Below are 24582 nucleotides of genomic sequence, written 5' to 3'. Positions count from 1 at the left end.
TATCTAGGGAACCCGAGACCCGACGGAAAGCCCCGCCCGCCGATTGCCCGGCCTCAGCCGGGCAGCCGCAGCTCCAGCCAACGCGCGGCAAGCCGCACCCGCCCGCCGGTGAACGCCCCGCCAGATGCCGTAAGCCGCAGGTTCGCCGGTTCCCAGTAGGTCATCGGCTGCGACAACATCCCCCGCGCCCAAGACCCCTGCCCCAGCCCCAGCCCGCTGCCAAAGCGGTCGGCCGCTCCGACGGTCCCCAGACTCCAACTCAACAGCGTCCCGGTGATCGGCTCCACCACCCGCGCGGTGCAGCCGATCACCATGACCGCGCCCGGTATCCACAGTCCGCTCTCCACCACCGTGCCGGCGGAGACCTCCACTTCGGCCTCGCCCATCCCGGCGCAAAGCCCGCTGCCCGAGGCGCCCAGCGACAGCGCCCCCAGCGCCCAGGCGCCGCCGTCATGCACGGCCGTCACCCCCCGGTCGCGCACGAAGGCCCGCTGCCCGGCCCGCGGCGCGGTGAACACCCAGCCGCCATTCGCTCCGGTGGCGATCAGCCCGGCCCGCCCCTCCCATGCGTTCACGGCATTGACGGGCACGCCCCAGCTGAGCCCATCGGCCACGGCGGCGGGCGGCTCGGTGCGCGAGACGCTTTCCAGCGTCAGGTTCACCAGCCCGTCCAGCCGGCTCAGCGCGTCGTTCACGGTGACATGCTTCTGCGCCTGCGCCGGCTGAAGCAGGGGCAGCCCGCAGCGCGCAGTCATCTGGTCAGCCATCTGGTCAGACATCGATCATCCTCCTTGCAAACGGCCCCGCGCCGAACTGGTCGGACAGCTGCGCCACCTCAGCCGCGAACGGCCCGTTTTGCCGGGCCCGCGCCCAGACATCCGCCGGCACCGAACATGCCGCCCAGTCCACCACCTCCTGCCAGATCACCGATCCATCGCGGGTCAGGCGCACGAGATACCGCTCCACGGCCTCGCCCAACGGCACGTCCAGCCCGTCCCAACCATCGCCCCCGATCCGGGTGCGGCGAATCCACCTCAGATCGCGCCCATGGGCCCGCAGATGGCAGGGCGAAAGCGGCCGCAACCCGAGCCCCGCGAAGGCATGGCCGAGCTGCCGGTAACTCGGGTCCTCCGGCGGCCTGGTCGCCGGCCCGATCCGCCACCACCGCATCTGCCCCCGCGCGGTCGGCGGCAGCGTCATCTGCCGCAACGCCTCGTCGATCAGCACCACGACGCTGCCCGCCGGCCAGACATCCCGCATCGCCGCGTCCGTCCCCGCCTGCCCCCGCAGCCGCCGGCTGATCTCCCACAGCCCCGGCCCGACCGGCACCGCGTCGGCGAACTGCATCAGCTCCCACCCGTCCGGCGAGCCATCCCCGATCGCCAGCAGGTTCCCCCCGGCCATCAGCCCCGCGTCCGAAATCGACCGCAGCGCCCCGCCCCGCAGCCTCACCCGCAGCGCCGGACCCCGGTCCCAGATCCCTGCCTTCGCCCGAGCGAGCGGCGCCTGCGTCACCCCCATGATCGCGGGCACCGGCAGGTTGAGATTCGGCACCCAGCCCCCGTTCTCCTCGGCCGAGCCCCATGCCGAAACCGTCCCCGGCCACGGCGTCGCCGTCGCCGCAAGCCACGGCGCATGCTCCACCTCGTCGCCGCGCAGCAGCGGCAGGTCGAGGAACAGCGGCCACACCGGCACCGGCGGCTGATAACGGCGCACGGCCTCGCCTTCAGGCGGCCGTGCAGCGGGCCGGTAAACCCCCGGCTCGACCCGCACCGCGTCGATCAGCAGCGCCCCGGCCCGCTCCACCCGGTCGATCCGCCAGCGCTGCCCGGTCCCCGGCCCGTCACCCAGCGCGATCACGTCCCCTGGCCCCAGCTCCGCGCGAGAGGGCGGCAGCGCCAGCCGCAGCCGGTCCCGCGTCACACCCGCCTCGGCCAGCCAGCGCTCGGCCACGTCCAGCCCCTCGCCCCGCGCGAGCACCAGCGGCAATTCGCTGTCCGACGCAACGGCCTGATCCTGCCCCGGCAGCAGCGCCTCAGCCGTGGCGGTGGCATGATCGCCTCCCGCCGCGATGTGGCTCAGCCGCACCCGGCCCACCAGCTCGGGCGAGGGCGCGCGGGTGATCTCCACCCCCGCGAGCCCCTCGGCGGCGGCCAGATCATCTGCACCAACGTTTGCAGCCACGCGCCCGGTCCGCATGAAGAACCGCAGCACCCCGTCCCGTTCCGCCCCGTCGAACCCGTAGGCGAGCATCAGCGGCTGCAACGCCGACCGCCCGGTCTGCCCGCCCTGCACGGCATAGCCCCGCACGACGCCCGAGAGGCCGGACACGTCATACGCCGTAACCCCCGCCTCCCGGCAGATCGCCGCCACGAGCGCCGCCAGCGGCACCGCCCCCGCGCGGCCGTTGAGCCAGTGCCCCCGCTCCCACGCGGGACCGTCGGACCACAGATCATCCCGCCCCGGAAACGCCGGATAGGGCCGCGCGTCCCAAGCCCAGACATGCGCGCGGCTCAGATCGACCATCCGCCCGCCGCCCGGCATCGCCGGATTGTTGGCCGGATCGCCCCAATATTCCGTGACCGCCCGCACATAGGCCGCCTGCAACGCATCGTCGCGCCGCCCGTCCGAATACCAGGGCAGGCTCGACTCGCTGCTCATCGCATCCAGAAACTTGTTCGGCTGGTCCGTTCCCTTGTCCAGCGCCGCGCAGCCGTATTCCGTGAACCACACCGGCTTCGACCCAGGCACCCATGCGGTCGGAGCCTGCTGCCGCACGCCCCCGATGCGCTCGTGGTGGGCATTCTCCCACCAGCCGCGGATATCCTTGCAGCGCCAGAGCCACGGCTCGCCCAGCCCGTCCGTGATCGGCGTGCGCCGCTGATGATCCCGCGCCGGATCGCTCGCGTAATACCAGTCGAAATACTCGCCCCCGCAGACATTCCCGCGCAGGTAATCGGGATCGTCGATCCGCCCGAACGAGGCATCGATATGCGAGTCCCCGTCACGCCAGTCCGACAGCGGCATGTAATTGTCGATCCCGACGAAATCGATATTCTCGTCCGCCCACAGCGGATCGAGGTGGAACCGCACCTCGGCCCCGCCCGGATGATGTCCGAAATACTCGCTCCAGTCGGCCGCATAGCTCAGCTTCACGCCCGGCCCGAGGATCGCCCGCACATCCGCCGCCAGCGCCCGCAGCGCCGCCACCGCCGGATAGCTGCCGCCCTGCCCTCTGATCTGCGTCAGCCCGATCATCTCGGACCCGATCAGGAAGGCATCGACCCCGCCCGCCAGCGCGCACAGATGCGCGTAATGCAGGATGAACCGGCGATAGGACCACTCGTCCGGCCCCGCATAGACGACCCGCCCGTCCCGCACCGCAAAATCGCCCGGCGCGGCGCGACCGAAGAACGCCTCGACCTCCGCCTCGGCCCGCGCGGACAGGACGTTGCGGAAATCGCAGGTGATCCGCCCCCGCCACGGCATCACCGCCTGCTCGCCCGTGCCGGTCAGCGGATCGGGCAGCCCGTTCCCCTTCATCTGCTCCATCAGGATGAACGGATAGAACACCGCCTTCCGCCCGCCGGCAGCGATCGCCCGCAAAGCCTCGACCACCGAGTCATCCGCCGGCGTCCCGCCATAGATCGGCCGCCCGTTCGCCCGCGCCACGGTCTGCGCCTCCTCGCGCCCGATCCCGCCCGAGCGCCAGGGCATCCCCTCCCCGTCGCTCTCCTTCTGCTCGACCTTGGGCCGCAAGGTGCAATGCCCCGCCCGCAGATCGTCCCCGAACCACGACACCACCAGCGACACCGAGCCCACCCGCGGCAACTCGCGTGAAAGCGCCGCCAGCGACACCTCCATGTCCGTCCCGCCAGCCGGCGTGTTCCGGTTGACGATCCTCGTCTCGCCAAGCCCCAGATCGTGGCTGACCTGAGACGTCGCCAGCGCATATTCCCCGGTCCCGGGGATCAGCGCCACCGCCTGCACATCCTGCGAAAGCCCCGCCCCCGCCGCCCGCGTCACCTCGAAGCTCAGCTGCGGCACCCGGTTGCCCCAGCGCTCCAGCCCCAGCTCCTCCATCACCACATAGGCCACGCCGCGATAGGCCGGGGCATCCTCGCCCTCATGTGCGGCGATGCAGGCGTCCGGCAGCTGCGCCTCATCCCCCGGATAGACGCGCATCCCCAGCTCGTCCGCGGCGACCTCCTCGCCATCCGCCCAGACGCGCCCCACCCCCAGGATCGGCCCCTCGCACAGCGCCAGTGCGAAACTCAGCCGATAGCTCACCTGCGTCACCCGCGGCCCACCGCCGCCCTTGCCGCCGCCCGAGGACCGGCTCACCTCCGTCACCGGCGCCGCCCAGATCACATGCCCCGGCACCCGCATCTGCCCCCAGACGCGAGGGATCGCCGTGCCCTCCCCGGCAGTCTGCAACCGCAGCCGGTCGATGCGCCCCGTCTCCACCGGCCGCGCCCCCGCGCCGAGCAGCCGCTCGTCGATGACGCGCCCCAGCGTCGCGCCGACCGCACGCCCGATCACCGCGCCCGACAGGCCCAGCACCGTCCCGCCGAACCCCGCCCCGATCGAGGCGCCCGCCGCCGCCAGCAGAATGGTGGCCATCGCCCCCTCCCAAGATTGAATGGATGCGCCGCCCCGGCCGGGTCGGCATCAACACCAGCGCCGGCCTCACCTGCCAGCGCACAGGTGCGCTTCTTCTTCGCCCAAATATCCCCGCCGGAGGCTCCGGCCGCACAACCGGAACGCCCGTCGATCCGGCGTCCAAGGGATTTCATACACCGGGAAACAGGAACCGACCCGCGATCCGCGCCCGCCACGGCGCCGAAAGCGGGCTCTCCACCACCCCATGCCGATCATAGGCATGGATGAACCGCGCAGCTTCGCCCACGTCCGAGACGATCCCCAGATGTTTCGCCACCGCCCGGCCCCTCATGCGGAACAGCAGCACGTCCCCCACGGCCATCGTCCCCGACGCCGGCAGCAGATGCCGCAGCGCCGCCTCCATCAACAGCTCCACCCGGCCCGTCTCGCCCCAGTCGGCGGTATAGGGCGGCGGCGCCTCGGGCTCGCGGCCATGAAGCCCGCGCCACACGCCCCGCACCAGCCCCAGGCAATCCGCCCCCGCGCCCAGCGCGGAGGCCTGATGCACATAGGGCGTCCCGATCCAGCGCCGTGCCTCCTCGACGACCACGCTCATCGCGCGCCGCCATTCTGGGGCGAGATCAGCCAATCCTCCGGCGGCAGATGCGGAAAGCCCCGGAAGTTGAGGAAATTGCCGAACTTCAGCCGGCACGTCGCTGCGCGCTTGTCGCACCCTGCCGTCAGCCGCACCCGGTCGCCGGGAGCCGGAGCCAACCCCATTTCCGCCCACAACTCGATCTTCCGCAGGCTCCCCTCCTGCCGGTCCTGCTTGATGGCCCCTTCCAGCCCCTCGGCCACGCCGTCCAGCACGGTCAGCACCCCGCCCTCGAACCAGCCGAGATCGTAGCCCTGCACATCCGGCAGCGTGAACCGCACCCCGTCCTCGACCGCGGCCAGCACCCCCTCGACCCGATAGCCCGGCCGCGTGAGATCGGCCCGGCACTGCCCGTCGCCCAGCCGCGCCGAGCAGCGCGGATGATAGACCCGCCCCAGCGGCAGGTTCAGCGCCTCCGCCAGCCCGCGCAACTCGGCCCGGAACGCCCCATCGGCCCGCGTGACCTCGCCCAAGCCCCCCCGGAACAGCAGCTGCCGGTCCTCCGGCCGCTGCCAGTCCACCTCCCACAGCCGCACCTCGGCCCCGTCCCAGCGGCCCGCGCGCAGGTCGGCCTCGGTGATCGCGTCGTCCGACAGGATGCCCTGCGCCTCGGTATTGTCCACCGCCAGCCCCAGGCCCTGCACGACCGCCTTCGCCGTCAGCCCGCCATCGGGCCGGAACGCGATCCTGTCGAACCTCAGCACCGCGTCGTGATCGGTGAACCCCAGCACCATCCCGTCGCGCCGGCTCACCGCCCAGGCGCGGGCGAGCGTCGTCGTCGCCCCGCCGCTCACAGCCGCACCTCGATCACCGGCACCTGCGGCAGATCGCCCGCCTGGAACGAGGCGACCGACACCGCGATCCGGTCCGTGTCGAACCGCACCGGCACGTCGAACTCGAACCCCGCCGTGACCGGAGCGCCCGGTCCGGGCGGCGCCCCGAACGTCACCATGCCTGTCGCGTAGTCCACCTCGTAATGCACCGTCTCGACCTGCCGGTCGCCGCCGACCGCCACGATCACGGACCCCCGCACCGGCTTCGCCACCGGCCGCCAGTAATCCGCCGGCCCTGACCGATAGAGCTTGCGCAACGCAAACTCCCGCGTCACCCCGTCGCCCGTCCCGATCGCCTGATCGTCCAGCGCCGGGACCGCGCTCGGCGCGCAGCTCTTGAAATCCGCCCAGTCCTTCCAGCGGAACCCGTGCAACTGTCCCGCCCGCGCCTCGTAGAACGCGATCAGCGCCGCCACATCGTCCATGCTCCGCAGCCCCAGCCCCGCGTCATAGCGCCGCCGCGAATGCGCCCAGGGCGAGTTGCGCTCCTCGTAGCCGTTCGTCAGCGCGACGATCTCGGTCCGCCGCTCGGGGCCACCGACCGAGCCGAAGGACAGGTTGGCCGGAAACCTCACCTCGTGAAACGCCATCAGCTGTTCCTTTCCCCCCGCGCGAGCGCCCGCGCCACCTGCGCGGCGATCTGGCTCTGGCTGCGCTGAAATCCCGCGACGTCGGGCGTGGTGACGTTGACGGTGACATTCACCGCCCGCCCGCCGCCCGAGGGCGCCGCCACCCCCAGTCGCCCGTCGGCCCCGCGCCGCAGCGGCATGATCGCCTCCGGCCCCGCCTCGCCCATGAGTCCCGTTGCGCCGCGCATCGGGAAGAAGGTCGGGTCCGACACCACCCCGCCCCGCGCGAAGGGCACCACCCGCCCCTGCGAGAACGCGCCCCCATCCGCAAACGGCAGCGCCCCGGACACGGCCCCGCCGACAGCCTTCGCCATCGCCCCGGCGACCGCACCCTGCACCGGCCGCATGGCGACGGCGAACACCGTATCGGCCATGCTCAGCGCCACGCCCTTCAGCGCGTCCTGCAGCCGCACGCCGTCCAGCACGACGCCCTCGAAGGCCCTCCGCAGCCCGCTGCCAAAGCCCGAACTCAGCGAGCCGACCTCGCGCCCGGTCTGGCTCATCGTCTGTTGCAGGCGGCCAAGCTCGCGCTCGAACGCCGCCGTCATCCGCCCGGCCTGCTCGACATCGTCGCCCAGCCGGTCGAAACCATCCTTGTCCGCCATCCGGTCCCCTCCATGCGAAAAGGGCCGGCGCATCCGCCGACCCCATGTCCCCTCCGCGTCAGTCCGGGAAGGCCGCCGCCAGTTCCGCCAGCCGCTCCCGCGTCATCTGCCCGCCAGCGCCCGCCTCGATCCCCAGCATCAGCGCCAGCTCCGCCGGCGTCAGCGCCCAGAACTGCGCCGGATTGAGCCGCAGCCCCAGCAGCCCCGCCCGCATCAGCCCCGGCCAGTCGAGCCCCCGCCCCGCACTCACGGCCCCGCCCGGAACGCCCGCGCCAGCAACTCCGCCGCCGCACGTGCCCCTTCCACCGGGCCGCCGCGCAGATCGGCGGTCATCAGGTCCGCCGCCTCGCCGGTCCAGCCGCCGCCGCGCAGACCGGCGACCAGCACCGCGATCACGTCGGCGCTGGAGAACCGCCCGCCCTCGAACCGCTCGATCAGCCCGATCAGACTGTCGGCGCCAAGCTCCGCCTCCAACGCCGCCAATGCCCCCAGCGTCAGCTTCGCCACATGCCGCCGCCCGCCCAGCCAGACCGCGACCTCCCCCGTCCACGGGTTTGCCATCACAGCGCCCCCTTCACAGCGCCACGAACGACAGCGCCCCGGCGCTGGCCATCGTCATCTCGTAGGTGGCCTCGCCGTTGTAACTGCCGGCATATTCCAGCCCGGTGATCTGGAACGGCCCCTCGACGATGCCGAAATGCGGGATCACCACCTGAAAGCGCGGCACCTCGCCGTCGAAGAACGCCTGCCGCGCGCGCCCGTCCGTCCCCTCGTCCCGGAACACCCCGGACCCCGAGATCGACGCCGACCGCACCCCCGCGCCCGCCAGCAACTCGCGCCAGCCGCCCTGGCTTTCCAGGCTGGTGACATCCACGCTCTGCGCGTTGAAGCCGATCCGCGAGGCGCGCAGCCCCGCGATGGTCTGGAACGTGCCGTCGCCGGTCATGTCCATCTTGATGAGCAGGTCACGCCCGTTCTGCACCGCCATTGGTCCGTCTCCTCAAACCGCATCCATGCCCAGATCGACGCTCGCCCGGAACGTCATGTCCACGCGCCGCCCGGTGCCGCCATCGGCCCGCCGCGCCCGCGCGCGCAGGAACCACAGCCCCGCGACGCGCCCCGCATCCATCGGCAGCGGCGCCCCCTCCAGCGCCGCCGCCACCGCCGCGGCGGCGGCCTTCACCCCCGCAAAGCCGCCGCCGCCCTCCTCGGCGCCCGACAGCACCGAGATCACGAAATCATGCCGGGCCGCGCGGCCGGTCATGTCGCCCGCGTCCGCCACATCCTCGGGGCCGAGCGCCACATAGACCCCGCTCGGCGCGCTGACGGGCATCGCGTCATAGACCGCGTCGCCCACCAGACCGGTCAGCGCAGCGTCGTCGCGCAGCGCCCGATAGACCGCGCCCTGCAGCGCGGCCGACGCCAGATAGCTCATGCCTGCCTCTCCTCTCTCGCGGTGCAGACCAGCCAGCGGCCGGCCCCGTCGCCCTCGGCCACCGCGTCGATCGCGAAAAGCCGCGCCCCCATCCGAAACCTCTGCCCGGCAGCGGGACGGCGCGGATCACCCTCGGGCGCGCCGCGCACCGTGATCTTCCAGGAAACCACGCTCTCCGCCCCGACCTCGGCCAGCCCGGATCGCCCCGCCCCGGCCCGCATCGCGCCGTAAAGCCGCCCCACGGGCACCCAGCGGACCATATAGCCGCCCAGCCCGTCGCTCACCCGCTCCGCCGCTTCCAGCAGCAGCGGCACGTTCGGCGCCCTCATGTTCGACCCCCGCGCCCGGCCAGCGTCCGCACCTGCCGCCATTTCTCCAGCAGCGCGCTGACCGCGAACGGCACCGCCGCCCGCGCCTGCGGATCGCCCCGGTCGTCGTGATAACGCGCCGCCAGCATCACCGCCGCCTGCGCCAGATCGGCGGGCACCTCGTCCCACGTCTCTCCGAACCCGGCCGTGAACCGCACCGTCACGAACCCGCCGCCCGGCACCGCCGGCAGCAGCGCGCCCGTGGGCAGCAGCAGCGGCCGCTGGCTGTCCGGCACCAGCCGCCAGCGCCCCGGATCGACCGGCAGCACGCGCCCCGCCGCGTCCGTCACCTCCACCGCATCGACGGATGCGACCGGCGCCAGCGGCAGCGGCTGGCGCGCGCGGTCGCGCCACTCCTCCAGCCGCAGCCGGAACGGGCAGCGCAGCAGCACCTTGCCGGTGCGCGCCTCGACCGCGGCGATGGCGGCCCGCAGGAACCCGGCCAGCGCCGCATCCTCGGTTGGCTCCTCCACCGGGGCGAACCCCGAGGCCAGACGCAGATATCCACGCAGCGCGGCAACGGGCAGCGCGCCCGCCTCGGGCGCCGCCTCCTCGACAAGCATCATCCGGAACCTCCCGTTCCTTGCGCAATTGGTCCAAAACGGCGGCCCTGAAGTCGCCTGAAAGTCGGGGGACACGCCGACGCGCCCGCCCTGGCGCGTGCGGACAGCTGCGAATGCCGCCGTGGCCAGCACCCGTGCGCGCCCCCCGCCCCGGCCAGTCGTCAGCCGAAGATCAGCGCCTTCACCGCGCGGGGATCGGTCAGCCCGCCGCCGACGCGCTTGGTGGCGTAGAACAGCACATGCGGCTTGGCCGAGAAGGGATCGCGCAGCACCCGCAGCTCGGGCCGCTCGGCGATCGTGTAGGCCGAGGCGAAGTCACCGAACAGGACGGCGGGGCCGTCGTCCACATCGGGCATGTCCTCGCACAGCAGCACCGGATAGCCGAGCAGCCGCGCCGGCTCCCCCGAGGCGAGCGAGTCCGTCCACAGGAAGCGGCCCTCCGCGTCCCTGATCTTGCGGACCGCGCCCGCGGACTTCGAGTTCATGACGAAGCTGGCATTGGCGCGGTATTCCGCGCCCAACGCATAGATCATGTCGATCAGCGGGTCGGCAGGGCGGTCGGTCCCGAAGCTGCCCAGGGTGCCGGTGGCGAACATGCCGATCTCGTTCTCGGTGGCCGTTGCGTTGGGCGCCATCGGGTAGGTCAGGATACCCCTGGGCTTGTCGATGCCGTCGCCTTTGATGAAAGCCGTCGCTTCGGCGCGGGCGAACCGCTCGGCGATGCGACCGGCGAGCCAGGCCTCCAGATCGAACGCCGCATCGTCCAGCAGCCGCTGGCTGGCTTTCGGCATCGCCGACAGTTCGTGCAGCGGGATGGTGACGCGCTCGACCTGCGGCGCCTCGGTCTCGACGGCCGAGCTTTCCGTCGCCCAGCCGCTCGCCATGTCGCCCTTGTCCACCAGCACCTCGTAAGCGGCGGATTCGACGGTCACGACATTGGCGACGCCGCGCAGCGATGCGGCGCCGCGCAACGCGTCCTGCACCTGCGCGGCGATCTGCGGCGCGGCGAGGAAACCGCCGTCCGAGGCGACCGTCAGCCCCTTCTCCTCCAGCACCAGCCCGCGCAGGCCGTCGTCATCGCCCCGGCGCAGATAGGCCGCAAAGGCTTTCTGATGCGGCGCCTCGGTCTCGGCGGCGGTGGACAGGGGCGCGCGGCCCCGGATGGCGGTCTTGCGGTCCAGCATGGTCATGCGATCTTCCTGTGCTTGCAGTTTCGTCTCGACGTTCTTGCGAAAGGCCTTCAGCTCGCTCACGAACTCGGCCATCGCGCCTTTCAGTCCGGCGGGCATGTCGCCGCCGCCCGCGGTCTTCACCTCGGTCATTGCCATCCTCTCCTTCGAAAAATCCTGGCCGCCACCCCCGCGCCGAACGCCGGTTCGGGCGGCCCCAAATATCCTGGGGGTCCGGGGGCAAAGCCCCCGCCTCACTCACCCCAACCGCAACGCCGCCGCAGCCTCACGCAGCGCAGCGGCCAATCCCGCCGCCTCGTCCAGCTCGCCCGACTTCCGCCCCACCTTCGCCTCCGGCAGCATCGGAAACGTCACGAGCGACACCTCCCACAGCTCCACCTCGGCAAGCCGCCGCCGCCCTTCGGCATCCCGCTCGGCCCGCACGGTCCGATAGCCTATCGACAGCCCGTCAATCGCCCCCGCCTCGACCAGAGCCGCCGCCTCCCGCGCCTGCGCCACCTCGGCCAGCAGCCGCCCGCGGACCCACAGGCCCCGGCCGTCCTCGCGGATCTCCTCCCACACCCCGATGGGGCGCAGCGGGTCATGCTGCCACAGCATCCGCACCTTGCCGCCCTGCGCGGCCAGCCGCGCAAGGCTGGCCGCATAGGCGCCCGGCATCACCACGTCCCCGCCCTGATCGGCGACCCCGAACAGGCTCGCATAGCCCTCGATCACGCTGCCCGCCTCCGTCGCGGTCAGCGCCGGCGCGCCGCCCGCGAATTTCAGCTCCAACCCCAGATCATCCATCCTCATCCGCCCAATCCTCCCTTCGGCCCGAATTGCAGGATCGACTGGACGGCCTGGGTCAGGATCACGGCGACCACGCCGTAAACCGTCATCCACAGCCGCTTCTCCAGCCCCTCGATCAGCGACTCGATCCGCTCCAGCCGCCGGTCCACCTGCCCGAACTGCAACGCCATGATCCGCTCCTGCGTGGCAAAGCGCTGGTCGTGCCAGTCGTATGGCTCCTTGACGAACCTCGACCCCTCCACCTCAGTCACCCGCGGCAATCGGAGGCAGCCCCAGCGCCGCCCGCTTCTCGGCCTCGGTCAGGAAATCCGCCGCCCCGACCCGCGCCCAATGCTGGTCCCGCTCGGCGGTCAGCGCCGGGATCTGGTCCAGATCCGGCTTCAGATCGACCTCCGCCCCCAGATGCTCGGACAGCCACCACGCGATCCCCGCCACCACCCGCGTCGCCAGCGGCAGCACCGTCAGCCGATAGAAGGCCCGGTTCGCCTCGGCATAATTGGCATAGGTCGCGTCCCCCGGTATCCCGATCAGCATCGGCGGCACGCCGAACGCCATCGCGATCTCCCGCGCCGCCGCCAGCTTCGTCTCGTGGAACTCCATGTCGGAGGGCGAGAACCCCATCGGCTTCCAGTCGAGCCCGCCTTCCAGCAGCATCGGCCGCCCGGCGTTCCGCGCGCCCTGATGATGCGTCTCCATCTCGCTCACCAGCCGGTCGTACTGGTCGGGCGACAGCAGCCCCTGCCCGTCCGCGCCCTTGTAAACGATCGCGCCCGAGGGCCGCGCCGCATTGTCCAGCAGCGCCTTCGACCAGGCGCTGGCGCTGTTGTGGACGTCCACGGCAACTGCCGCCGCCTGCATCGGCGACAGTCCGTAATGGTCATCCAGCGGATGGAAACTGCGGATGTGGCAGATCGGATCGGGCGAGCCGGTCATGTCGAACCGGTGCTTCCGCCCGCCCACCGCGTAGTCATAGGCGACCGGCCAGCCATCCGCCCCCGGCACGATGCTCACCCGGTCCGAGCGCAGCACGTGCAACTCCACCGGCAGCCCCTTGGCGCCCGCGCCGACCGCCTCCAGATACCCGTTCCCCGACAGCAGCATCTGCCCGAACAGCGCCTCGAACAACTCCGCCCGCCCCTGCCCCGGATTGGGCCGCCGCAGCAGATCCAGCACCGGATGCACCTCATAACGCCGCTCGGCGTCCTGGCAGACCAGAGGCACCGCCGCCGCCGCCTCGGCCACCAGCTTCACCGCGCGGAACCCCACCGGATTGCCGGTGAACCCCGCCCGCGTCAGGCTGCCGACATCGCGCGGCGACCACGCCACCCGCCCCGACCCCGAGGCGAGCGCCACGACCCGCCCCGTCGCACTCGCCTTCACCTCCACCTGCACGGGCGCGGCGCTCTCAGCCTGCCCGTTCCCCCGTCCGAACCACCGCACGCCCATGCGCCCCTCCTGTTCCGCCAACGAAAAAGGGCCGCCCGCAAGGACAGCCCTTTCCATCTTCAACCCGCCCGATCTGCTCCGCCGCGCCATGCCGCGGCGCTCTCGAACCGCGCTCAACACTCCGCACCGCCCTAAGCATCTTCTGTCCGCAAATATCCCGGGGCCCGGGGCAGCGCCCCGGTCCTTACAACCCCCGCACCTGCGGCCGCCGCCAAGACGCCGCCGGCTCGATCATCAGCTCGTGGATCGCCCAGACCAGCGCATCCAGCCGGTCGGGCGAGCCGCGCCCCTCGAACCCGCGCACCGTCATCCGGCACATCTGGTCCTCCAGCGCGCCGAGGCCCCGCAGATGCCGTACCCGCCCCTGCTCATAAAGCGCCGCGACCGGCTCCGCCCGCAGCCCCTTGCCGCGCCCGGCCCGCAGCGCCCGGAACGGCACCAGCGGATCGACCTGCCGGATCACGCTCTCCACCAGATCGCCGCCCTGGTTCACTTCGGCCACCAGCCGCTCGGCCCCGTGCCGCTGCATGGCCGCGATGGCCGCGCGCGCCCAGTCCAGCGGCCCGCCGCGAACCGATGCGTCCTCCAGCACATACCCGCGCCAGTCCTGCGGCGGCCCCTCGCACACGACTCCCGCGACCACGATCCCGCATTCGTCGCTTCCAGAACCGCCCGTCACCGAAGGATCCACCGCCACCACGATCCGGTCCAGCTTCGGCGCCGCCTCCACCCGGCACGCCTCCAGCCGGGCCGTGGACCACAGCGCCCCCTCGACATCGTCGAGCAGCACCCCCTCCAGCTCCTGCCGCCCCATCCGCGTCCCGGCATAGCGCGCCTCGACCTCGGCGAGGAAACTCTCCGCCAGATAGGCCCGGTTCGCCTCGGTCGGCGCATGCGTCACCACCGTGGACGCGTTCCGCAGGATCGCCTTCAGCACCCCCACATTGCGGGGCGTCGTCGTCACCACCTGCTGCGGATGCTCCCCCAGCCGCAGCGAGAACTGCAGCATGTCCCAGCTGTCCTCGGCCTTCTTCCACTTCGCCAGCTCATCCACCCAGGCCGCATCGAACTGAGGGCCCCGCAGCGCCTCCGGCTCATGCGCCGAATAGACGGTCGCCGTCGCCCCGTTGGGCCAGACGAGCCGCCGCCGCCCGGCCTCCCACACGGGGCGACGGTCGGGCGGCGAGCAGGCGAGAATGCCCGAATCCCCCATCACCATGACATCGCGGCCCTGATCGAACGTCTCCGCCACCAGCGCCACCCGCTTCGCCCGACCAGGGGCAAGCGGCGTCGTCCCCTCGACCTGCGTGCGCACCCATTCGGACCCGGCGCGGGTCTTGCCCGCGCCGCGCCCGCCCATGATGACCCATGTCTTCCAGTCGCCCTCGGGCGGCAGCTGATGCGGCAGCGCCCAGAACTCGAACAGCCACGGCAACGCGGCCAGCGCGTTCGGCGACAGCCCCGCGAGGAAGTCGTCAACCTCCTCCGGCCCGGCGCAGGCAAGCCAGGCGGCGCCCGATCTCGTCTCGTGCGGCGGCAAGGTCGAGCGTTCCGCCTCCGCCATCTCCGGCGATTTCCTTGCGAAGCTTGTCAAGCTTTCCCCTTTCCTCCAGCACCAGATGGGCCGCCGCGCGAAGATCGCGCGCCAGCTGCCGGCTGTCCTTCACCTGATCGAACTCACCCGCCTCGACCTTCTGCCGCGCCCTTTCCAGGTCGTCGGCATAGCTGTGGAAAAGCCCCTCCCACAGCTCCAGCACCGACCGGCGCGTCTCGGCCTCCGTCCCGGCTTCGGCCCCGAGAGGCCCCGCCGCGAACGGTCCTTCCGGCGGCTCGGCCCCCGGATCGAACGTCATGCCCATGTATCTATGCCCTGCCCTCGTGTGCCTGTCCGCACGAGCAGAGAAACGAAAAAGCGGCCGAGGGTCTCACCGACCCGGCCGCTTGCCCACCTCTCCCAGCATGTCGTTGTTCTACCCCGGACCGTTCGCAAAGTCAATCCGCAACGCCGGGGGTGGCGGCGGAAAAACTGATTTATCCTTTATCTTGCAACGACTTGTCCCGCGCAACACCCCAGCGCACGCCACGCAACACCCGCGCGGAAGAGACGAGTCCAGACCCATCGCGCCCCGCAACAGCACCGCTGAACGAAACGGGCCACAAGCCCGATTCCGGGCGAGTCGGTCACGCCAGCACTCCAGAGGGATGCACCCGCCAGAGGCGCGCCCCGGTCCGCTTCGCGCGGGCCGAGGGGCCCATCACACGACCGCTTGCCCAACTCGAACGGGCTCTGCCCCCCTCACCCGTCCGTCTGCACCGGCGTATCCGTCGCCTGCCCCCGCTCCGCCTCGATCCGGCGCCAGCGGGCGACGTTGGCGTTGTGCTCTTCCAGCGTCCGCGCGAAGGCGTGGCCGCCGGTGCCGTCGGCCACGAAATACAGATACTCCGTCGCGTCCGGGTTCAGCGCCGCGTCGATCGCCGCGCGGCCGGGATTGGCGATCGGCGTCGGCGGCAAGCCGTCGATCACGTAGGTGTTGTAGGGCGTCCGCTCCACCAGTTCCGACCGGCGGATGCCGCGGTCCAGCACCGCGCGCCCTTCGGTCACGCCATAGATCACCGTGGGGTCGGTCTGCAGCCGCATCCCGTCCTCCAGCCGGTTGACGAACACGCTCGCCACCATCCGGCGCTCTTCCGGCACACCCGTTTCCTTCTCCACGATCGAGGCCATGATCAGCGCCTCCTCGGGGGTCTCGTAGGGCAGCCCGAACGGCCGCGCCTCCCACGCCGCTTCAAGGATCGCCGCCTGGCTCGCCCGCATCTGCGCGATCAGCGCTTCCCGGTCGGCCCCCCGCTCGACCTCGTAGGTGTCGGGGGCGAGCGAGCCTTCGGGCGGCACCTCGCCCGTCTCGCCGGCCATGAAGTCCGCCGCCTTCAGCGCCTCGACCACCTGCCAGCTGGTCACGCCCTCGGCCACCGCGACGCGCAGCCGCGCGCCGGGACGCTCCACCGCCTGCGCGACCTCGACCGGCACCGCATCCGCGGCCGGATCATAGGTCAGGCGATCCTCATAGCGCCCGCTTTCGGGGTTGATGTCGCGCATCACGACTCTGTTGCCGCGCACGCCGACGCGGAACACGACCTCGACCCCGCAGGTGGACGGCCCGCCGGCGGTCACCGCCTCGATCACCTGCTGCATGCTGGCGTTCGGCGGCACCATGTAGCTGCCGAATTTCAACTGGTCGGCCTTGCCCTCGTAATCCGCGCCGGTCCGCAGGACATAGGCGTTCGAGATCACACCCTGCTCGGCCATCTGCTGCGACAGCGCGTTGAGGCTCGCTCCCCGCGCCACGGTCACGCATTGCGCGACCGCGCTGGGGCCGGGGCCGGTATACTGGTTGCGCCCCCACGCGGCCACGATCGCCACGCCGATCAGGACGACGACCAGCAGCGTGAGGAAGGTGGACGCGATGTTGCGCCACATCATCCGGTGACGCGCCCCACGATCAGGCTCGCGTTGGTCCCGCCAAAGCCGAAGCTGTTGGACAGCGCCACGTCGATCTGGCGGCGCACGGCGGCGTTCGCGGCAAGGTCGATGGCCGTTTCGCGCGCCGGGTTGTCCAGGTTGATCGTCGGCGGCGCGATCTGGTCGCGGATCGCCAGCACGCAGAAGATCGCCTCGACCGCGCCCGCCGCGCCCAGCAGATGCCCGATCGAGGACTTGGTGGACGACATCGTCACCTTGCCCGCGTCATCCCCCAGCAGCCGCTCGACCGCGCCAAGCTCGATCACGTCGGCCATGGTGGAGGTGCCGTGCGCGTTGATGTAGTCGATGTCGCCCGGCTTCAGCCCGGCCTTGTCCAGCGCCGCGCTCATCGACCGGAAGCCGCCATCGCCATCCTCGCTGGGGGCGGTGATGTGATAGGCGTCGCCCGACAGGCCATAGCCCAGCACCTCGGCATATATCTTCGCGCCGCGCGCCCTGGCGTGCTCGTATTCCTCCAGCACGACGATCCCCGCGCCCTCGCCCATCACGAAGCCGTCGCGATCGATGTCCCACGGACGGGAAGCCGCCTTGGGATCGTTGTCGCGCTTGGTGGACAGCGCCTTGCAGGCGTTGAACCCGGCAATCCCGATCTCGCTGATCGGCGCCTCTGCCCCGCCCGCGACCATCACGTCGGCGTCGCCGAAGGCAATCAGCCGCGCCGCGTCGCCGATGGCATGGGCGCCGGTGGAGCAGGCCGTGACGACCGCATGGTTCGGCCCCTTGTAGCCGAACCGGATCGACACCTGCCCGGACACGAGGTTGATGAGCGAGCCGGGAATGAAGAACGGCGAAACCCGCTTAGGCCCCCGCTCCTTGATCAGCACCGCCGTCTCCGCGATCGAGGTCAGCCCGCCGATCCCGGACCCGATCATGACGCCGGTCCGCAGCTTCTCCTCCTCGGACGGGTCTTCCCAGCCGGCATCGCGCACCGCCTGCGCGGCGGCGGCCATCCCGTAAAGGATGAAGTCGTCCACCTTGCGGCGGTCCTTCGGCTCCATCCAGTCGTCGGGGTTGAAGCTGCCCTCGCTGCCATCCCCGAACGGGATCTCGCAGGCGTATTTCGTCACCACGTCCGAGGCGTCGAACCGCGTGATCGGCCCCGCGCCCGACTGCCCGTCCAGCAGCCGCGCCCACGTCTCCTCGACCCCCGAGGCCAAGGGCGTGACCATTCCAAGTCCCGTGACGACGACCCTGCGCATGCTGGCTCCTTCGCAGCTTTCATCCGGCGCGTTCCATACACGCACGCCCCCGACCGTGCAACGCCGCCCCCTTCGGGGCAAGGGCAACGATTGTTAACCGACAAAGCGGCGCCCCGGTTTGAGCGGCTGCGAGGGCCGGAAAGACAGGAAGGCGCCGGGCCTGCGAGCACCGGCGCACGGGCAGCATCTCAAGACGGATTACCCCGCTCACGAAAAGAGGCCGGCGCAAGGCCGGCCTCGCCTGAATCCCTCGCGGGATTCGTCATTCGTAGATATGGATCACCTGCCGGCTCTGCGGCTCGACCAGCACCGGCCGCTCCTGGACATAGACATAGCTGTAGTCGGAGTCCGGGATCGTGTGGATCTCCACCGTCTCGGGAAGCTGCGCCCCGACCGCCAGATCACCGTCGATGACCACCGACTCGGTCTGGTTCTCGAGCACGTAGGTCCTCGTCGCGGGCGTCAGGGCATCCTCGCCGATGTCACCGACAACGGCACCCGCCGCCGCCCCGACAGCCGCACCGACCGGCCCGCCGACAGCGGCCCCGGCAATGGCGCCCGAGGTCGCGCCGCCCAGCGCGCCGCCGCCGCTGGTCGGCTCGTCCGTCTGGATTTCGGTGACGGTCGGGGCGGTTTCCGTCACGATGGCGGTCTGGGCGACAGCCGAACCCGCGACCAGAACGGCAAGGACAGACGTGGCAGTCAGGATCGATTTCATCTCGAATCTCCGTGTTGACGTTGTGCCGGACAATTCCCGATCAGCCTCCGCAGTTCCACTTTCGGCGTTGCTCGCGGCAGGCTCGCGCGCATGTGAGATCAGGGGAACCCGATCACCGGAGGGGTGCCCGTGCGGGTGAGATACCAGGGGCTCCCGGTCAGCCCCGCAGGGCGGGCCGCCGACACGGGCTGGATGGAGATCGATCTTGCCGGCGGGCAGCGGATGCGGATCACGGGCCGCTATGATCCCGACGCTCTCGGCGCGATCCTTGGCCGCGGCGAGCTTCGGCAGCTTGCCGCGCATCTGGTCGGCGACCAGGCGCCACCGGACCCGGGCCACCGCGAGATCTGGCTGGCCGAAGGCGGTCGCAATGAACGCGGATGCCACCCGGCGGCTGTCCTTGCCGGCATGGGCCAGTGCATTGCCTTGCAATTGCACGCGATGACCGGCCGCGAACAGGCCGCCTTTCGCCAGCCCGCTTACGCAGCCGCGCGCCGTTCGGTCCCGTGGAGCAGCAGGCGCATGATGTCGGACCGGGTGATGATCCCGGCAAGGCGCCCGTCCGGGCCGACGACCGGAATCGCCTCTCCGCCCTGATTGGCCAGCCGCTGCAGGAGATGGCCCACCGGCAGGTCCTCGGCAACGGCGCGGTCTGCGGCCCGCATCATCTGCCGGGCGGTGATCCGATGCCGGCCGCGCACGGTGGCAAGGCTGAGGCCGGGCGCGGTCAGCCAGCGGATGACATCGGCCTGCAGGATGATCCCCTGAAGGGCACCCGATGGGTCCACCACCGGGATGCTCTTGATGGCATGGCTGCGGAACAGGCGTGCCACCGCAGCGATCGGATCATCCGGGCCGACCGTGACCAGTTTCGAGGTCATGATCTGTGCGCAGGTGACCGCGTCGAAGCGATGGTTGGCGACCTCCTCCTCGGCGGCGGCGAGGATGCGGCCCAGATCGGCCACCCCGATATTCGGCGTCTGGTTGAAGCGCCGCAGAAGCGAGGCCAGCTCGTCGCTCGACAGGGGAAGGACGGTCGGGGACGGCGACGCCTCTCCTCTGGCCTGCCGGAACGGATAATGCCGGCCCGTGCGCCGGCCGTAGAGAACCCCCACCGCCACGACCGCCCCCGTCATCGCCCCGACCGGAGCAAGCGCGTAGAGGAACCCCATCTCCAGCGCGAGCGCAGGATCGAGCGTGCTCAGCAAGGCGACGGCGCCACCGGGGGGATGAAGGGCCCGAAGGGCGAGCATCCCGAAGATCGCGCCGCCGACCGCAATGGCGGGGGCGAAAGGCGCTGGAACATACCGGAGCACCAGCACCGCGACAACCGCCGAGACCATGTTGCCGACCACCGCCGACCAGGGCTGCGCCAGCGGCGCGTTCGGAACCGCGAAGATCAGCACGGCAGACGCGCCGAGCGGCGCCATCAGCATCAGCGGCAGGCCGAACAGATCCGGCAGCGCCAGCGCCAGCAGCGTGCAGACTGCGATCCCGACGGCGCCGCCCGCACCGGCGCGCAGCAGCTCGCGCGGGCTTGCCTGGGGGAGGACGGGCCCGAAGGCCCGAAGAGGCGGAAGGCTGGTTTTCAAGGCAGGTCTGCTGTTGCTGCGGTCTCGTCCGGCGCAGTGAGCACAGGCGAAGGGGCGAGAAAAGCTCCGCCACTCCTCTCCGCGCCCTTCCCGGCGGGTTTGGCGGAGACAGTATTCCGCCAAAGCAGGGCAGACCGGAATTATGACAGGCTCCTCGCATCGAAAGAGGAAATGCCTGCCAGGTCGCCCAGGTCGGGCAGGCATCCGGTCCTTTTTGGCAGGAACGCCGCGTTACACCGATGCCGGCGGCATTTCTCCGGCAGACAGTCCAAGGCGCTGGAGGGGAACGGGCTCGCAGCAGGACGTTCTGGCCGGACTTTCTGGATCAGCTGGATCAGGGGAACGTCCGATATCCATTCCAGCATGCCGGCGCGGAACAGGTGGTCCAGCCTCTCGGCTTATCGGTCAGGTCCACGCAGGCTTGCTTACGAGCTTGGACCGGGGGACCCGGCTCGACGAAACGCAGCTGGATCCCGCCGCCCTCGAAGCCCACGACAGATCTCGATCATGTTTGAAAGCTCGGCCGCAACCCTCCCGATCTCTCGCCAGCACGATGGCTTCGAGGAGACATGGCCGGGAAATACCCCTCGATCGCCTTGGCCCGGTGTCGGGCATGGGCCGAGGTGATCCCGCTCTTTGCCTCCAGTGCCGCGACCCGGAAGATCATCTACACCACGAACGCCGTGGAATCCCTGAACCGGGTGCTGCGGAAGACCCTGGAGAGGAAATGCTCATTCCCCACCGAGGAGGCCGCGACCAGGCTGATCTTCCTGGCCACCCGCAATCAGCTGGCCATGATGTTCGCCGGGCGCTTCGACGCCTGACCGCATCTGAAAACCGCATGGGTCGGGTGAGACACACAGAGTTCCAGACACTCCCGAACGCGACGACCATGGGGTCCAAGGCCGCCGCCGCGCGTTTCAGATGTCGAACACGACGCCCTGCGCCAGCGGCAGCGCGCGCGAGTAGTTGATCGTGTTCGTGGCCCGGCGCATGTAGGCCTTCCACGCGTCCGACCCGCTTTCGCGCCCGCCGCCGGTCTCTTTCTCACCGCCGAACGCGCCGCCGATCTCGGCGCCCGAGGTTCCGATGTTGACGTTGACGATGCCGCAGTCCGAGCCGGAGGCGGACAGGAACGCCTCGGCCTCGCGCAGGTCCAGTGTGAAGATCGAGGACGAAAGCCCCGCGCCCACGGCGTTGTGCTGCTCGATCACATCGGCAAAGTCGCTGTAGCGCATGACATAGAGGATCGGGGCGAAGGTTTCCTCCAGCACCGGGCCGGTCTGCTTGGGCATCTCGACCAGCGCGGGGCGGGCGTAGAAGGCCGCTTCCGGCGCGACATCGGTCACGCGCGCGCCGCCATGCACGGTGCCACCTGCCCCCTTCGCGGCCCCCAGCGCCGCCTGCATCGCGTCATGAGCGGCCTTGTCCACCAGCGGCCCGACCAGCGCCTGCGTGGTCAGCGGATTGCCGACCGTCACCGAGCCATAGGCCTTGATGAGCCGCGGGACGAGCTGGTCATAGACGCCGTCATGGACGAACAGGCGGCGCATGGTGGTGCAGCGCTGGCCGGCCGTGCCCATCGCGCCGAAGGCGATGGCGCGCAGGGCCATGTCGAGGTCGGCCGAGGCGGTGACGATCCCCGCGTTGTTGCCGCCGAGTTCGAGGATCGAGCGGCCGAACCGCGCCGCTACCTTCGGGCCCACCTGTCGGCCCATCCGGGTCGAGCCGGTGGCCGAGACCAGCGCCACGCGCGGATCGTCCACCAGCGCCTCACCGGTCTCGCGCCCGCCGATGACCACCTGCGACAGCCCCTCGGGCGCATCGCCGAAGCGGGCGAGCGCGCGGTCCAGAATCGACTGGCAGGCGAGCGCCGTCAGCGGCGTCTTCTCGGATGGTTTCCACACGACCGGATCGCCGCAGACCAGCGCCAGCGCCGTGTTCCAGGACCAGACGGCGACGGGGAAGTTGAAGGCGGTGATGACGCCGACGACGCCGAGCGGATGCCAGGTCTCCATCATCCGGTGCCCGGCGCGCTCGGTGGCGATGGTCAGCCCGTAGAGCTGCCGCGACAGGCCGACCGCGAAGTCGCAGATATCGATCATCTCCTGCACCTCGCCCGCGCCTTCGGACGGGCTCTTGCCCGCCTCGATCGAGACGAGGCGGCCGAGGTCCGCCTTGGCGGCGCGCAGTTCCTCGCCCAGCAGGCGCACCAGCTCGCCCCGGCGCGGGGCGGGAATCTCGCGCCAGACACGGAACGCCTCGGCGGCGCGGCCGATGGCGGCGGCGACGGCGGCGGGGTCATGCTCGGGCAGCGCGGCGATCTGCTCGCCCGTGACCGGCGAGAAGCTTTTCAGTGTCCCGCCGGTGTAGAGCGCCGGGGCCACGTCCAGCCGGTTCAGAACCTCGATCGTGTCCTCGGCGATGCTGTAGGACGTGTCTTGTCTGTTGTAGTTCATGTCTGCTCCTCGTCGGTTAAAACGCGCCGCGCCGATGTGCGCAGGGCTTCGGTCTTGCAGGATGGCAACCCGCCAGCCTCCGGGGTCGGCGGGCCTGATGATCGTAATCGCGCAATCGGGCCGCCTGATGCCAAACGCTGCCAGAAACTCTGCGGCACGCTTACGACAGCACCGCCCCCGAGGATCAGCGCAACGCCAAGCAGCGCAGCGTTGTCGGGAAAGTCCCGCAGGAACACTGCCCCGAAAACCACCGCATAGATCAGAATGCTGTAACGGAACGGCGATACGAAACCGCTGCTGCCGGTTGAAGTGGCCACGGCCAGGCAGACATACCCGACGGCGATCGCCGCTGCCGCCAACGCCAGCAGCAGAAGCTCCCGAGATGCGGGAAGAACGAACGCCCCAGCCTCGGCAGCTGTCCCGAACCCCAGCATCATGGCGCCGAGCGCGCTGAACAGCCCGAGGCAGAAAGGCGAAGCGGCAATCGTTCCGCCGCGCATCAGCAGATCGCGCACCACCGAGCACATGACCGCGGCGACCACCGCCAGCGCATGCGGGTCCAGCATCGCGCCATCCGGCCGGACGACCAGAAGCATTCCCGAAAATCCCAGCAGGGCACCCAGCCAACCCCGCAACGGGATCGCTTCTCGCAGGACCAGCGCGCTTGCCAGCATGAAGACGATCGGCGTCAGCTGATAGATCGCGGCGGCGTTCGCCAGCGACAGGCCGCTCAGCGCATAAACATAGCAGGCGGTCACCAGCGAATCGACGGCCGAGCGCAGCAAGGCCCGCCCCCTGAGACTCGGGCCGATCCGGCGAAGTTCGCCGCGAAGCGACAGGATGGAAAGCAGGAACACGGCGGCCAGTGCCGATCGAATTGCCAGAATCATCGAAGCCGGATGATGCTCGGCAACGGCCTTGACCATCAGGTCATTGAACGCATAGCCGCCCATGGCGAGCAGCATGAAGCCCGCCCCTCGCCAGTCATCGCGCTGACCCTGTTTCCCGGCGGAACGGACCGTCATTATCGCCGAAGCTCTTGCCCCATGAGCCGTTCGCGGATCAGCCCGTGAACAAGCACCGCGGCGGCGAGATCGCCGGCGGCATGTCCTCTGAAGCAGAAGGCCTGCCGACTGTCGGCCGGGGAAAGGTCGGACAGCAGATCGAGCGTGATCTCCGCTCCCTCGACAGGCCGTCCCGCCGCGTCGAAGGGGTGGCGCATCTGTTCCAGGCTGTCGGTCGCGATCCGCGAGAAACCGGACAGGCTGCCCGGCTTCCAGCTGCGCCCAAGATCGACCATCACCGCCATCGCATCCGCCTTCATCGACGCGGCGTCGAGCGTCGGCGACAGCCCCGGCGCGGCGGGAACCGTCGAGATGACGATATCCGCCCGCCGCAGCAGGGCATCGGGATCGGCCACCACCTCCGCCTGAAGCCCCCTGCCTTTCGCCAGACCCGCCAACGCCTCGGCCGAAGCCGGGCTTCGGCTGTGACAGAGCACTTGGGCGAGCGACGGGAACAGATCGCGGAATGCCTCGAGATGGCTGCGCGCCTGCGCGCCGCAACCGGCGAAAGCCAGAACCCGCGGCTGGCCCGCGACCATCCGTTCCGCCGCAAGGGCGGACATCGCGGCGGTGCGCAGCAGCGTGATCACCTCTCCGTCCATGACCGCCAGGGGATGGCCCGTCGTGAGATCGTTCAGGCAGATCACCGCGCTGATCGGGGGCAGATCGGTCTCGGGCCCCGCGGGAACGACGGACACCCATTTGACCGCCGCCACAGACCAGCGATGCGAAGCCGCAACCATCGTCTGGAAGCTCCGGCCCGGCCCGAGTGACAACTGGGACTTCGGCAGAAAGCGGCACTGGCCGGAGGCAATATCCGCAAACACCTCGGCCATCGCCGCGCGCATCCTTGCAGGAGATATGTCCAGCGCAAGGATATCACCGCGCGAGACA

The 24582-nt window shown here is 70.6% G+C and carries 26 protein-coding genes and 1 pseudogene; 1 reads left to right on the top strand and 26 read right to left on the bottom strand.

What is annotated here, in order from left to right:
• Nucleotides 1-53: 53 nt before the first annotated feature.
• The 23 genes and pseudogenes from KTN05_RS08790 to KTN05_RS08680 all read right to left on the bottom strand — a co-directional run bounded on the left by KTN05_RS08790 (nucleotide 54) and on the right by KTN05_RS08680 (nucleotide 20165).
• Nucleotides 54-779, bottom strand: coding sequence for a DUF2793 domain-containing protein (locus tag KTN05_RS08790; RefSeq protein WP_254368089.1), 726 nt, complete (start codon nucleotides 777-779; stop codon nucleotides 54-56).
• The gene (locus tag KTN05_RS08785) at nucleotides 772-4623 is read right to left on the bottom strand and encodes a glycoside hydrolase/phage tail family protein (protein WP_217329020.1); all 3852 of its coding nucleotides are present in this window, start codon (nucleotides 4621-4623) and stop codon (nucleotides 772-774) included. Before KTN05_RS08785 ends, KTN05_RS08790 begins: the two co-directional genes overlap by 8 nt.
• Nucleotides 4624-4792: 169 nt before the next feature.
• Nucleotides 4793-5218, bottom strand: a complete 426-nt coding sequence (locus KTN05_RS08780) for a peptidase (protein ID WP_217329019.1) — start codon at nucleotides 5216-5218, stop codon at nucleotides 4793-4795.
• Complete coding sequence (locus tag KTN05_RS08775) at nucleotides 5215-6051, bottom strand: DUF2163 domain-containing protein (protein ID WP_217329018.1); 837 nt, start codon at nucleotides 6049-6051, stop codon at nucleotides 5215-5217. The genes KTN05_RS08780 and KTN05_RS08775 overlap by 4 nt, the downstream gene beginning before the upstream one ends.
• Entirely contained in the window at nucleotides 6048-6680 is a 633-nt protein-coding gene (locus tag KTN05_RS08770; protein ID WP_217329017.1) for a DUF2460 domain-containing protein, read from the bottom strand. The genes KTN05_RS08775 and KTN05_RS08770 overlap by 4 nt, the downstream gene beginning before the upstream one ends.
• On the bottom strand, nucleotides 6680-7324 hold the full coding sequence (locus KTN05_RS08765) for a phage tail tape measure protein (RefSeq protein WP_217329016.1): 645 nt from the start codon (nucleotides 7322-7324) through the stop codon (nucleotides 6680-6682). The genes KTN05_RS08770 and KTN05_RS08765 overlap by 1 nt, the downstream gene beginning before the upstream one ends.
• A 58-nt stretch (nucleotides 7325-7382) precedes the next feature.
• Nucleotides 7383-7574 (bottom strand): rcc01693 family protein, encoded by a 192-nt coding sequence (locus KTN05_RS08760; protein WP_371823313.1) that lies wholly within the window; start codon nucleotides 7572-7574, stop codon nucleotides 7383-7385.
• Nucleotides 7571-7885, bottom strand: coding sequence for a gene transfer agent family protein (locus tag KTN05_RS08755; RefSeq protein ID WP_217329015.1), 315 nt, complete (start codon nucleotides 7883-7885; stop codon nucleotides 7571-7573). Before KTN05_RS08755 ends, KTN05_RS08760 begins: the two co-directional genes overlap by 4 nt.
• Nucleotides 7886-7898: 13 nt before the next feature.
• Nucleotides 7899-8312, bottom strand: a complete 414-nt coding sequence (locus KTN05_RS08750) for a phage major tail protein, TP901-1 family (RefSeq protein WP_217329014.1) — start codon at nucleotides 8310-8312, stop codon at nucleotides 7899-7901.
• Nucleotides 8313-8324: 12 nt separating this feature from the next.
• On the bottom strand, nucleotides 8325-8759 hold the full coding sequence (locus KTN05_RS08745; RefSeq protein ID WP_217329013.1) for a DUF3168 domain-containing protein: 435 nt from the start codon (nucleotides 8757-8759) through the stop codon (nucleotides 8325-8327).
• Nucleotides 8756-9088, bottom strand: a complete 333-nt coding sequence (locus KTN05_RS08740) for a head-tail adaptor protein (protein WP_217329012.1) — start codon at nucleotides 9086-9088, stop codon at nucleotides 8756-8758. Before KTN05_RS08740 ends, KTN05_RS08745 begins: the two co-directional genes overlap by 4 nt.
• Entirely contained in the window at nucleotides 9085-9693 is a 609-nt protein-coding gene (locus KTN05_RS08735) for a hypothetical protein (protein WP_217329011.1), read from the bottom strand. Before KTN05_RS08735 ends, KTN05_RS08740 begins: the two co-directional genes overlap by 4 nt.
• A gap of 158 nt (nucleotides 9694-9851) precedes the next feature.
• Entirely contained in the window at nucleotides 9852-11012 is a 1161-nt protein-coding gene (locus KTN05_RS08730; protein WP_217329010.1) for a phage major capsid protein, read from the bottom strand.
• A gap of 105 nt (nucleotides 11013-11117) precedes the next feature.
• Nucleotides 11118-11672 (bottom strand): HK97 family phage prohead protease, encoded by a 555-nt coding sequence (locus KTN05_RS08725; RefSeq protein ID WP_371823312.1) that lies wholly within the window; start codon nucleotides 11670-11672, stop codon nucleotides 11118-11120.
• Nucleotides 11669-11911 carry a hypothetical protein gene (locus tag KTN05_RS08720; protein WP_217329110.1) on the bottom strand — a complete coding sequence of 81 codons (243 nt, stop codon included), beginning with the start codon at nucleotides 11909-11911 and terminating at the stop codon, nucleotides 11669-11671. Before KTN05_RS08720 ends, KTN05_RS08725 begins: the two co-directional genes overlap by 4 nt.
• Before the next feature lies 1 nt (nucleotide 11912).
• Nucleotides 11913-13115: a phage portal protein gene (locus KTN05_RS08715; RefSeq protein ID WP_217329009.1), complete on the bottom strand. Its 1203-nt coding sequence runs from the start codon at nucleotides 13113-13115 to the stop codon at nucleotides 11913-11915.
• Nucleotides 13116-13299: 184 nt separating this feature from the next.
• Entirely contained in the window at nucleotides 13300-14679 is a 1380-nt protein-coding gene (locus KTN05_RS08710) for a DNA-packaging protein (protein ID WP_217329008.1), read from the bottom strand.
• Nucleotides 14591-14974: a permease gene (locus KTN05_RS08705; RefSeq protein ID WP_217329007.1), complete on the bottom strand. Its 384-nt coding sequence runs from the start codon at nucleotides 14972-14974 to the stop codon at nucleotides 14591-14593. Before KTN05_RS08705 ends, KTN05_RS08710 begins: the two co-directional genes overlap by 89 nt.
• 437 nt (nucleotides 14975-15411) lie before the next feature.
• Complete coding sequence (mltG, locus tag KTN05_RS08700) at nucleotides 15412-16593, bottom strand: endolytic transglycosylase MltG (RefSeq protein ID WP_217329006.1); 1182 nt, start codon at nucleotides 16591-16593, stop codon at nucleotides 15412-15414.
• On the bottom strand, nucleotides 16593-17855 hold the full coding sequence (fabF, locus tag KTN05_RS08695; RefSeq protein WP_217329005.1) for a beta-ketoacyl-ACP synthase II: 1263 nt from the start codon (nucleotides 17853-17855) through the stop codon (nucleotides 16593-16595). Before fabF ends, mltG begins: the two co-directional genes overlap by 1 nt.
• A 262-nt stretch (nucleotides 17856-18117) precedes the next feature.
• Nucleotides 18118-18573 (bottom strand): DUF1236 domain-containing protein, encoded by a 456-nt coding sequence (locus KTN05_RS08690; RefSeq protein ID WP_217329004.1) that lies wholly within the window; start codon nucleotides 18571-18573, stop codon nucleotides 18118-18120.
• A 255-nt stretch (nucleotides 18574-18828) separates the two neighbouring features.
• A pseudogene (locus tag KTN05_RS08685) lies at nucleotides 18829-19014 on the bottom strand (IS256 family transposase); the annotation flags it as partial.
• A 38-nt stretch (nucleotides 19015-19052) separates the two neighbouring features.
• A complete protein-coding gene (locus KTN05_RS08680; protein ID WP_254368088.1) occupies nucleotides 19053-20165 on the bottom strand; it encodes an HPP family protein in 1113 nt (370 codons plus the stop codon).
• A 569-nt stretch (nucleotides 20166-20734) separates the two neighbouring features.
• On the opposite strand from KTN05_RS08680, the gene KTN05_RS08675 reads away from it, so the two are divergent.
• Nucleotides 20735-20989 (top strand): transposase, encoded by a 255-nt coding sequence (locus KTN05_RS08675; protein ID WP_217329002.1) that lies wholly within the window; start codon nucleotides 20735-20737, stop codon nucleotides 20987-20989.
• Nucleotides 20990-21085: 96 nt separating this feature from the next.
• On the opposite strand, the gene KTN05_RS08670 is transcribed toward KTN05_RS08675, so the two are convergent.
• Genes KTN05_RS08670 through KTN05_RS08660 form a run of 3 tightly spaced genes read right to left on the bottom strand, consistent with a single transcriptional unit; the run spans nucleotide 21086 to nucleotide 24536 of the window.
• Nucleotides 21086-22624: an aldehyde dehydrogenase family protein gene (locus KTN05_RS08670; protein ID WP_217329001.1), complete on the bottom strand. Its 1539-nt coding sequence runs from the start codon at nucleotides 22622-22624 to the stop codon at nucleotides 21086-21088.
• Nucleotides 22621-23649 (bottom strand): DMT family transporter, encoded by a 1029-nt coding sequence (locus tag KTN05_RS08665; protein WP_256449496.1) that lies wholly within the window; start codon nucleotides 23647-23649, stop codon nucleotides 22621-22623. Before KTN05_RS08665 ends, KTN05_RS08670 begins: the two co-directional genes overlap by 4 nt.
• Nucleotides 23649-24536: a hypothetical protein gene (locus KTN05_RS08660; protein ID WP_217328999.1), complete on the bottom strand. Its 888-nt coding sequence runs from the start codon at nucleotides 24534-24536 to the stop codon at nucleotides 23649-23651. The genes KTN05_RS08665 and KTN05_RS08660 overlap by 1 nt, the downstream gene beginning before the upstream one ends.
• Nucleotides 24537-24582 lie beyond the last annotated feature (46 nt).

Source organism: Paracoccus sp. Z118 (assembly GCF_019061185.1).
Taxonomy (GTDB): Bacteria; Pseudomonadota; Alphaproteobacteria; order Rhodobacterales; family Rhodobacteraceae; genus Paracoccus.
The sequence above is the reverse complement of the archived record's forward strand: the minus strand, read 5'-3'. Positions and strand labels throughout refer to the sequence as shown.

Coding starts and splice junctions, on each gene's coding strand:
- KTN05_RS08770 (WP_217329017.1), bottom strand. CDS start 6,680: ATGGCGTTTCACGAGGTGAGGTTTCCGGCCAACCTGTCCTTCGGCTCG.
- KTN05_RS08765 (WP_217329016.1), bottom strand. CDS start 7,324: ATGGCGGACAAGGATGGTTTCGACCGGCTGGGCGACGATGTCGAGCAG.
- KTN05_RS08670 (WP_217329001.1), bottom strand. CDS start 22,624: ATGAACTACAACAGACAAGACACGTCCTACAGCATCGCCGAGGACACG.
- KTN05_RS08785 (WP_217329020.1), bottom strand. CDS start 4,623: ATGGCCACCATTCTGCTGGCGGCGGCGGGCGCCTCGATCGGGGCGGGG.
- fabF (WP_217329005.1), bottom strand. CDS start 17,855: ATGCGCAGGGTCGTCGTCACGGGACTTGGAATGGTCACGCCCTTGGCC.
- KTN05_RS08710 (WP_217329008.1), bottom strand. CDS start 14,679: ATGGCGGAGGCGGAACGCTCGACCTTGCCGCCGCACGAGACGAGATCG.
- KTN05_RS08725 (WP_371823312.1), bottom strand. CDS start 11,672: ATGAGGATGGATGATCTGGGGTTGGAGCTGAAATTCGCGGGCGGCGCG.
- KTN05_RS08780 (WP_217329019.1), bottom strand. CDS start 5,218: ATGAGCGTGGTCGTCGAGGAGGCACGGCGCTGGATCGGGACGCCCTAT.
- KTN05_RS08690 (WP_217329004.1), bottom strand. CDS start 18,573: ATGAAATCGATCCTGACTGCCACGTCTGTCCTTGCCGTTCTGGTCGCG.
- KTN05_RS08665 (WP_256449496.1), bottom strand. CDS start 23,649: ATGACGGTCCGTTCCGCCGGGAAACAGGGTCAGCGCGATGACTGGCGA.
- KTN05_RS08755 (WP_217329015.1), bottom strand. CDS start 7,885: ATGGCAAACCCGTGGACGGGGGAGGTCGCGGTCTGGCTGGGCGGGCGG.
- KTN05_RS08735 (WP_217329011.1), bottom strand. CDS start 9,693: ATGATGCTTGTCGAGGAGGCGGCGCCCGAGGCGGGCGCGCTGCCCGTT.
- KTN05_RS08740 (WP_217329012.1), bottom strand. CDS start 9,088: ATGAGGGCGCCGAACGTGCCGCTGCTGCTGGAAGCGGCGGAGCGGGTG.
- KTN05_RS08790 (WP_254368089.1), bottom strand. CDS start 779: ATGTCTGACCAGATGGCTGACCAGATGACTGCGCGCTGCGGGCTGCCC.
- KTN05_RS08715 (WP_217329009.1), bottom strand. CDS start 13,115: ATGGGCGTGCGGTGGTTCGGACGGGGGAACGGGCAGGCTGAGAGCGCC.
- KTN05_RS08730 (WP_217329010.1), bottom strand. CDS start 11,012: ATGACCGAGGTGAAGACCGCGGGCGGCGGCGACATGCCCGCCGGACTG.
- mltG (WP_217329006.1), bottom strand. CDS start 16,593: ATGTGGCGCAACATCGCGTCCACCTTCCTCACGCTGCTGGTCGTCGTC.
- KTN05_RS08745 (WP_217329013.1), bottom strand. CDS start 8,759: ATGAGCTATCTGGCGTCGGCCGCGCTGCAGGGCGCGGTCTATCGGGCG.
- KTN05_RS08660 (WP_217328999.1), bottom strand. CDS start 24,536: ATGCGCGCGGCGATGGCCGAGGTGTTTGCGGATATTGCCTCCGGCCAG.
- KTN05_RS08675 (WP_217329002.1), top strand. CDS start 20,735: ATGGCCGGGAAATACCCCTCGATCGCCTTGGCCCGGTGTCGGGCATGG.
- KTN05_RS08750 (WP_217329014.1), bottom strand. CDS start 8,312: ATGGCGGTGCAGAACGGGCGTGACCTGCTCATCAAGATGGACATGACC.
- KTN05_RS08705 (WP_217329007.1), bottom strand. CDS start 14,974: ATGGGCATGACGTTCGATCCGGGGGCCGAGCCGCCGGAAGGACCGTTC.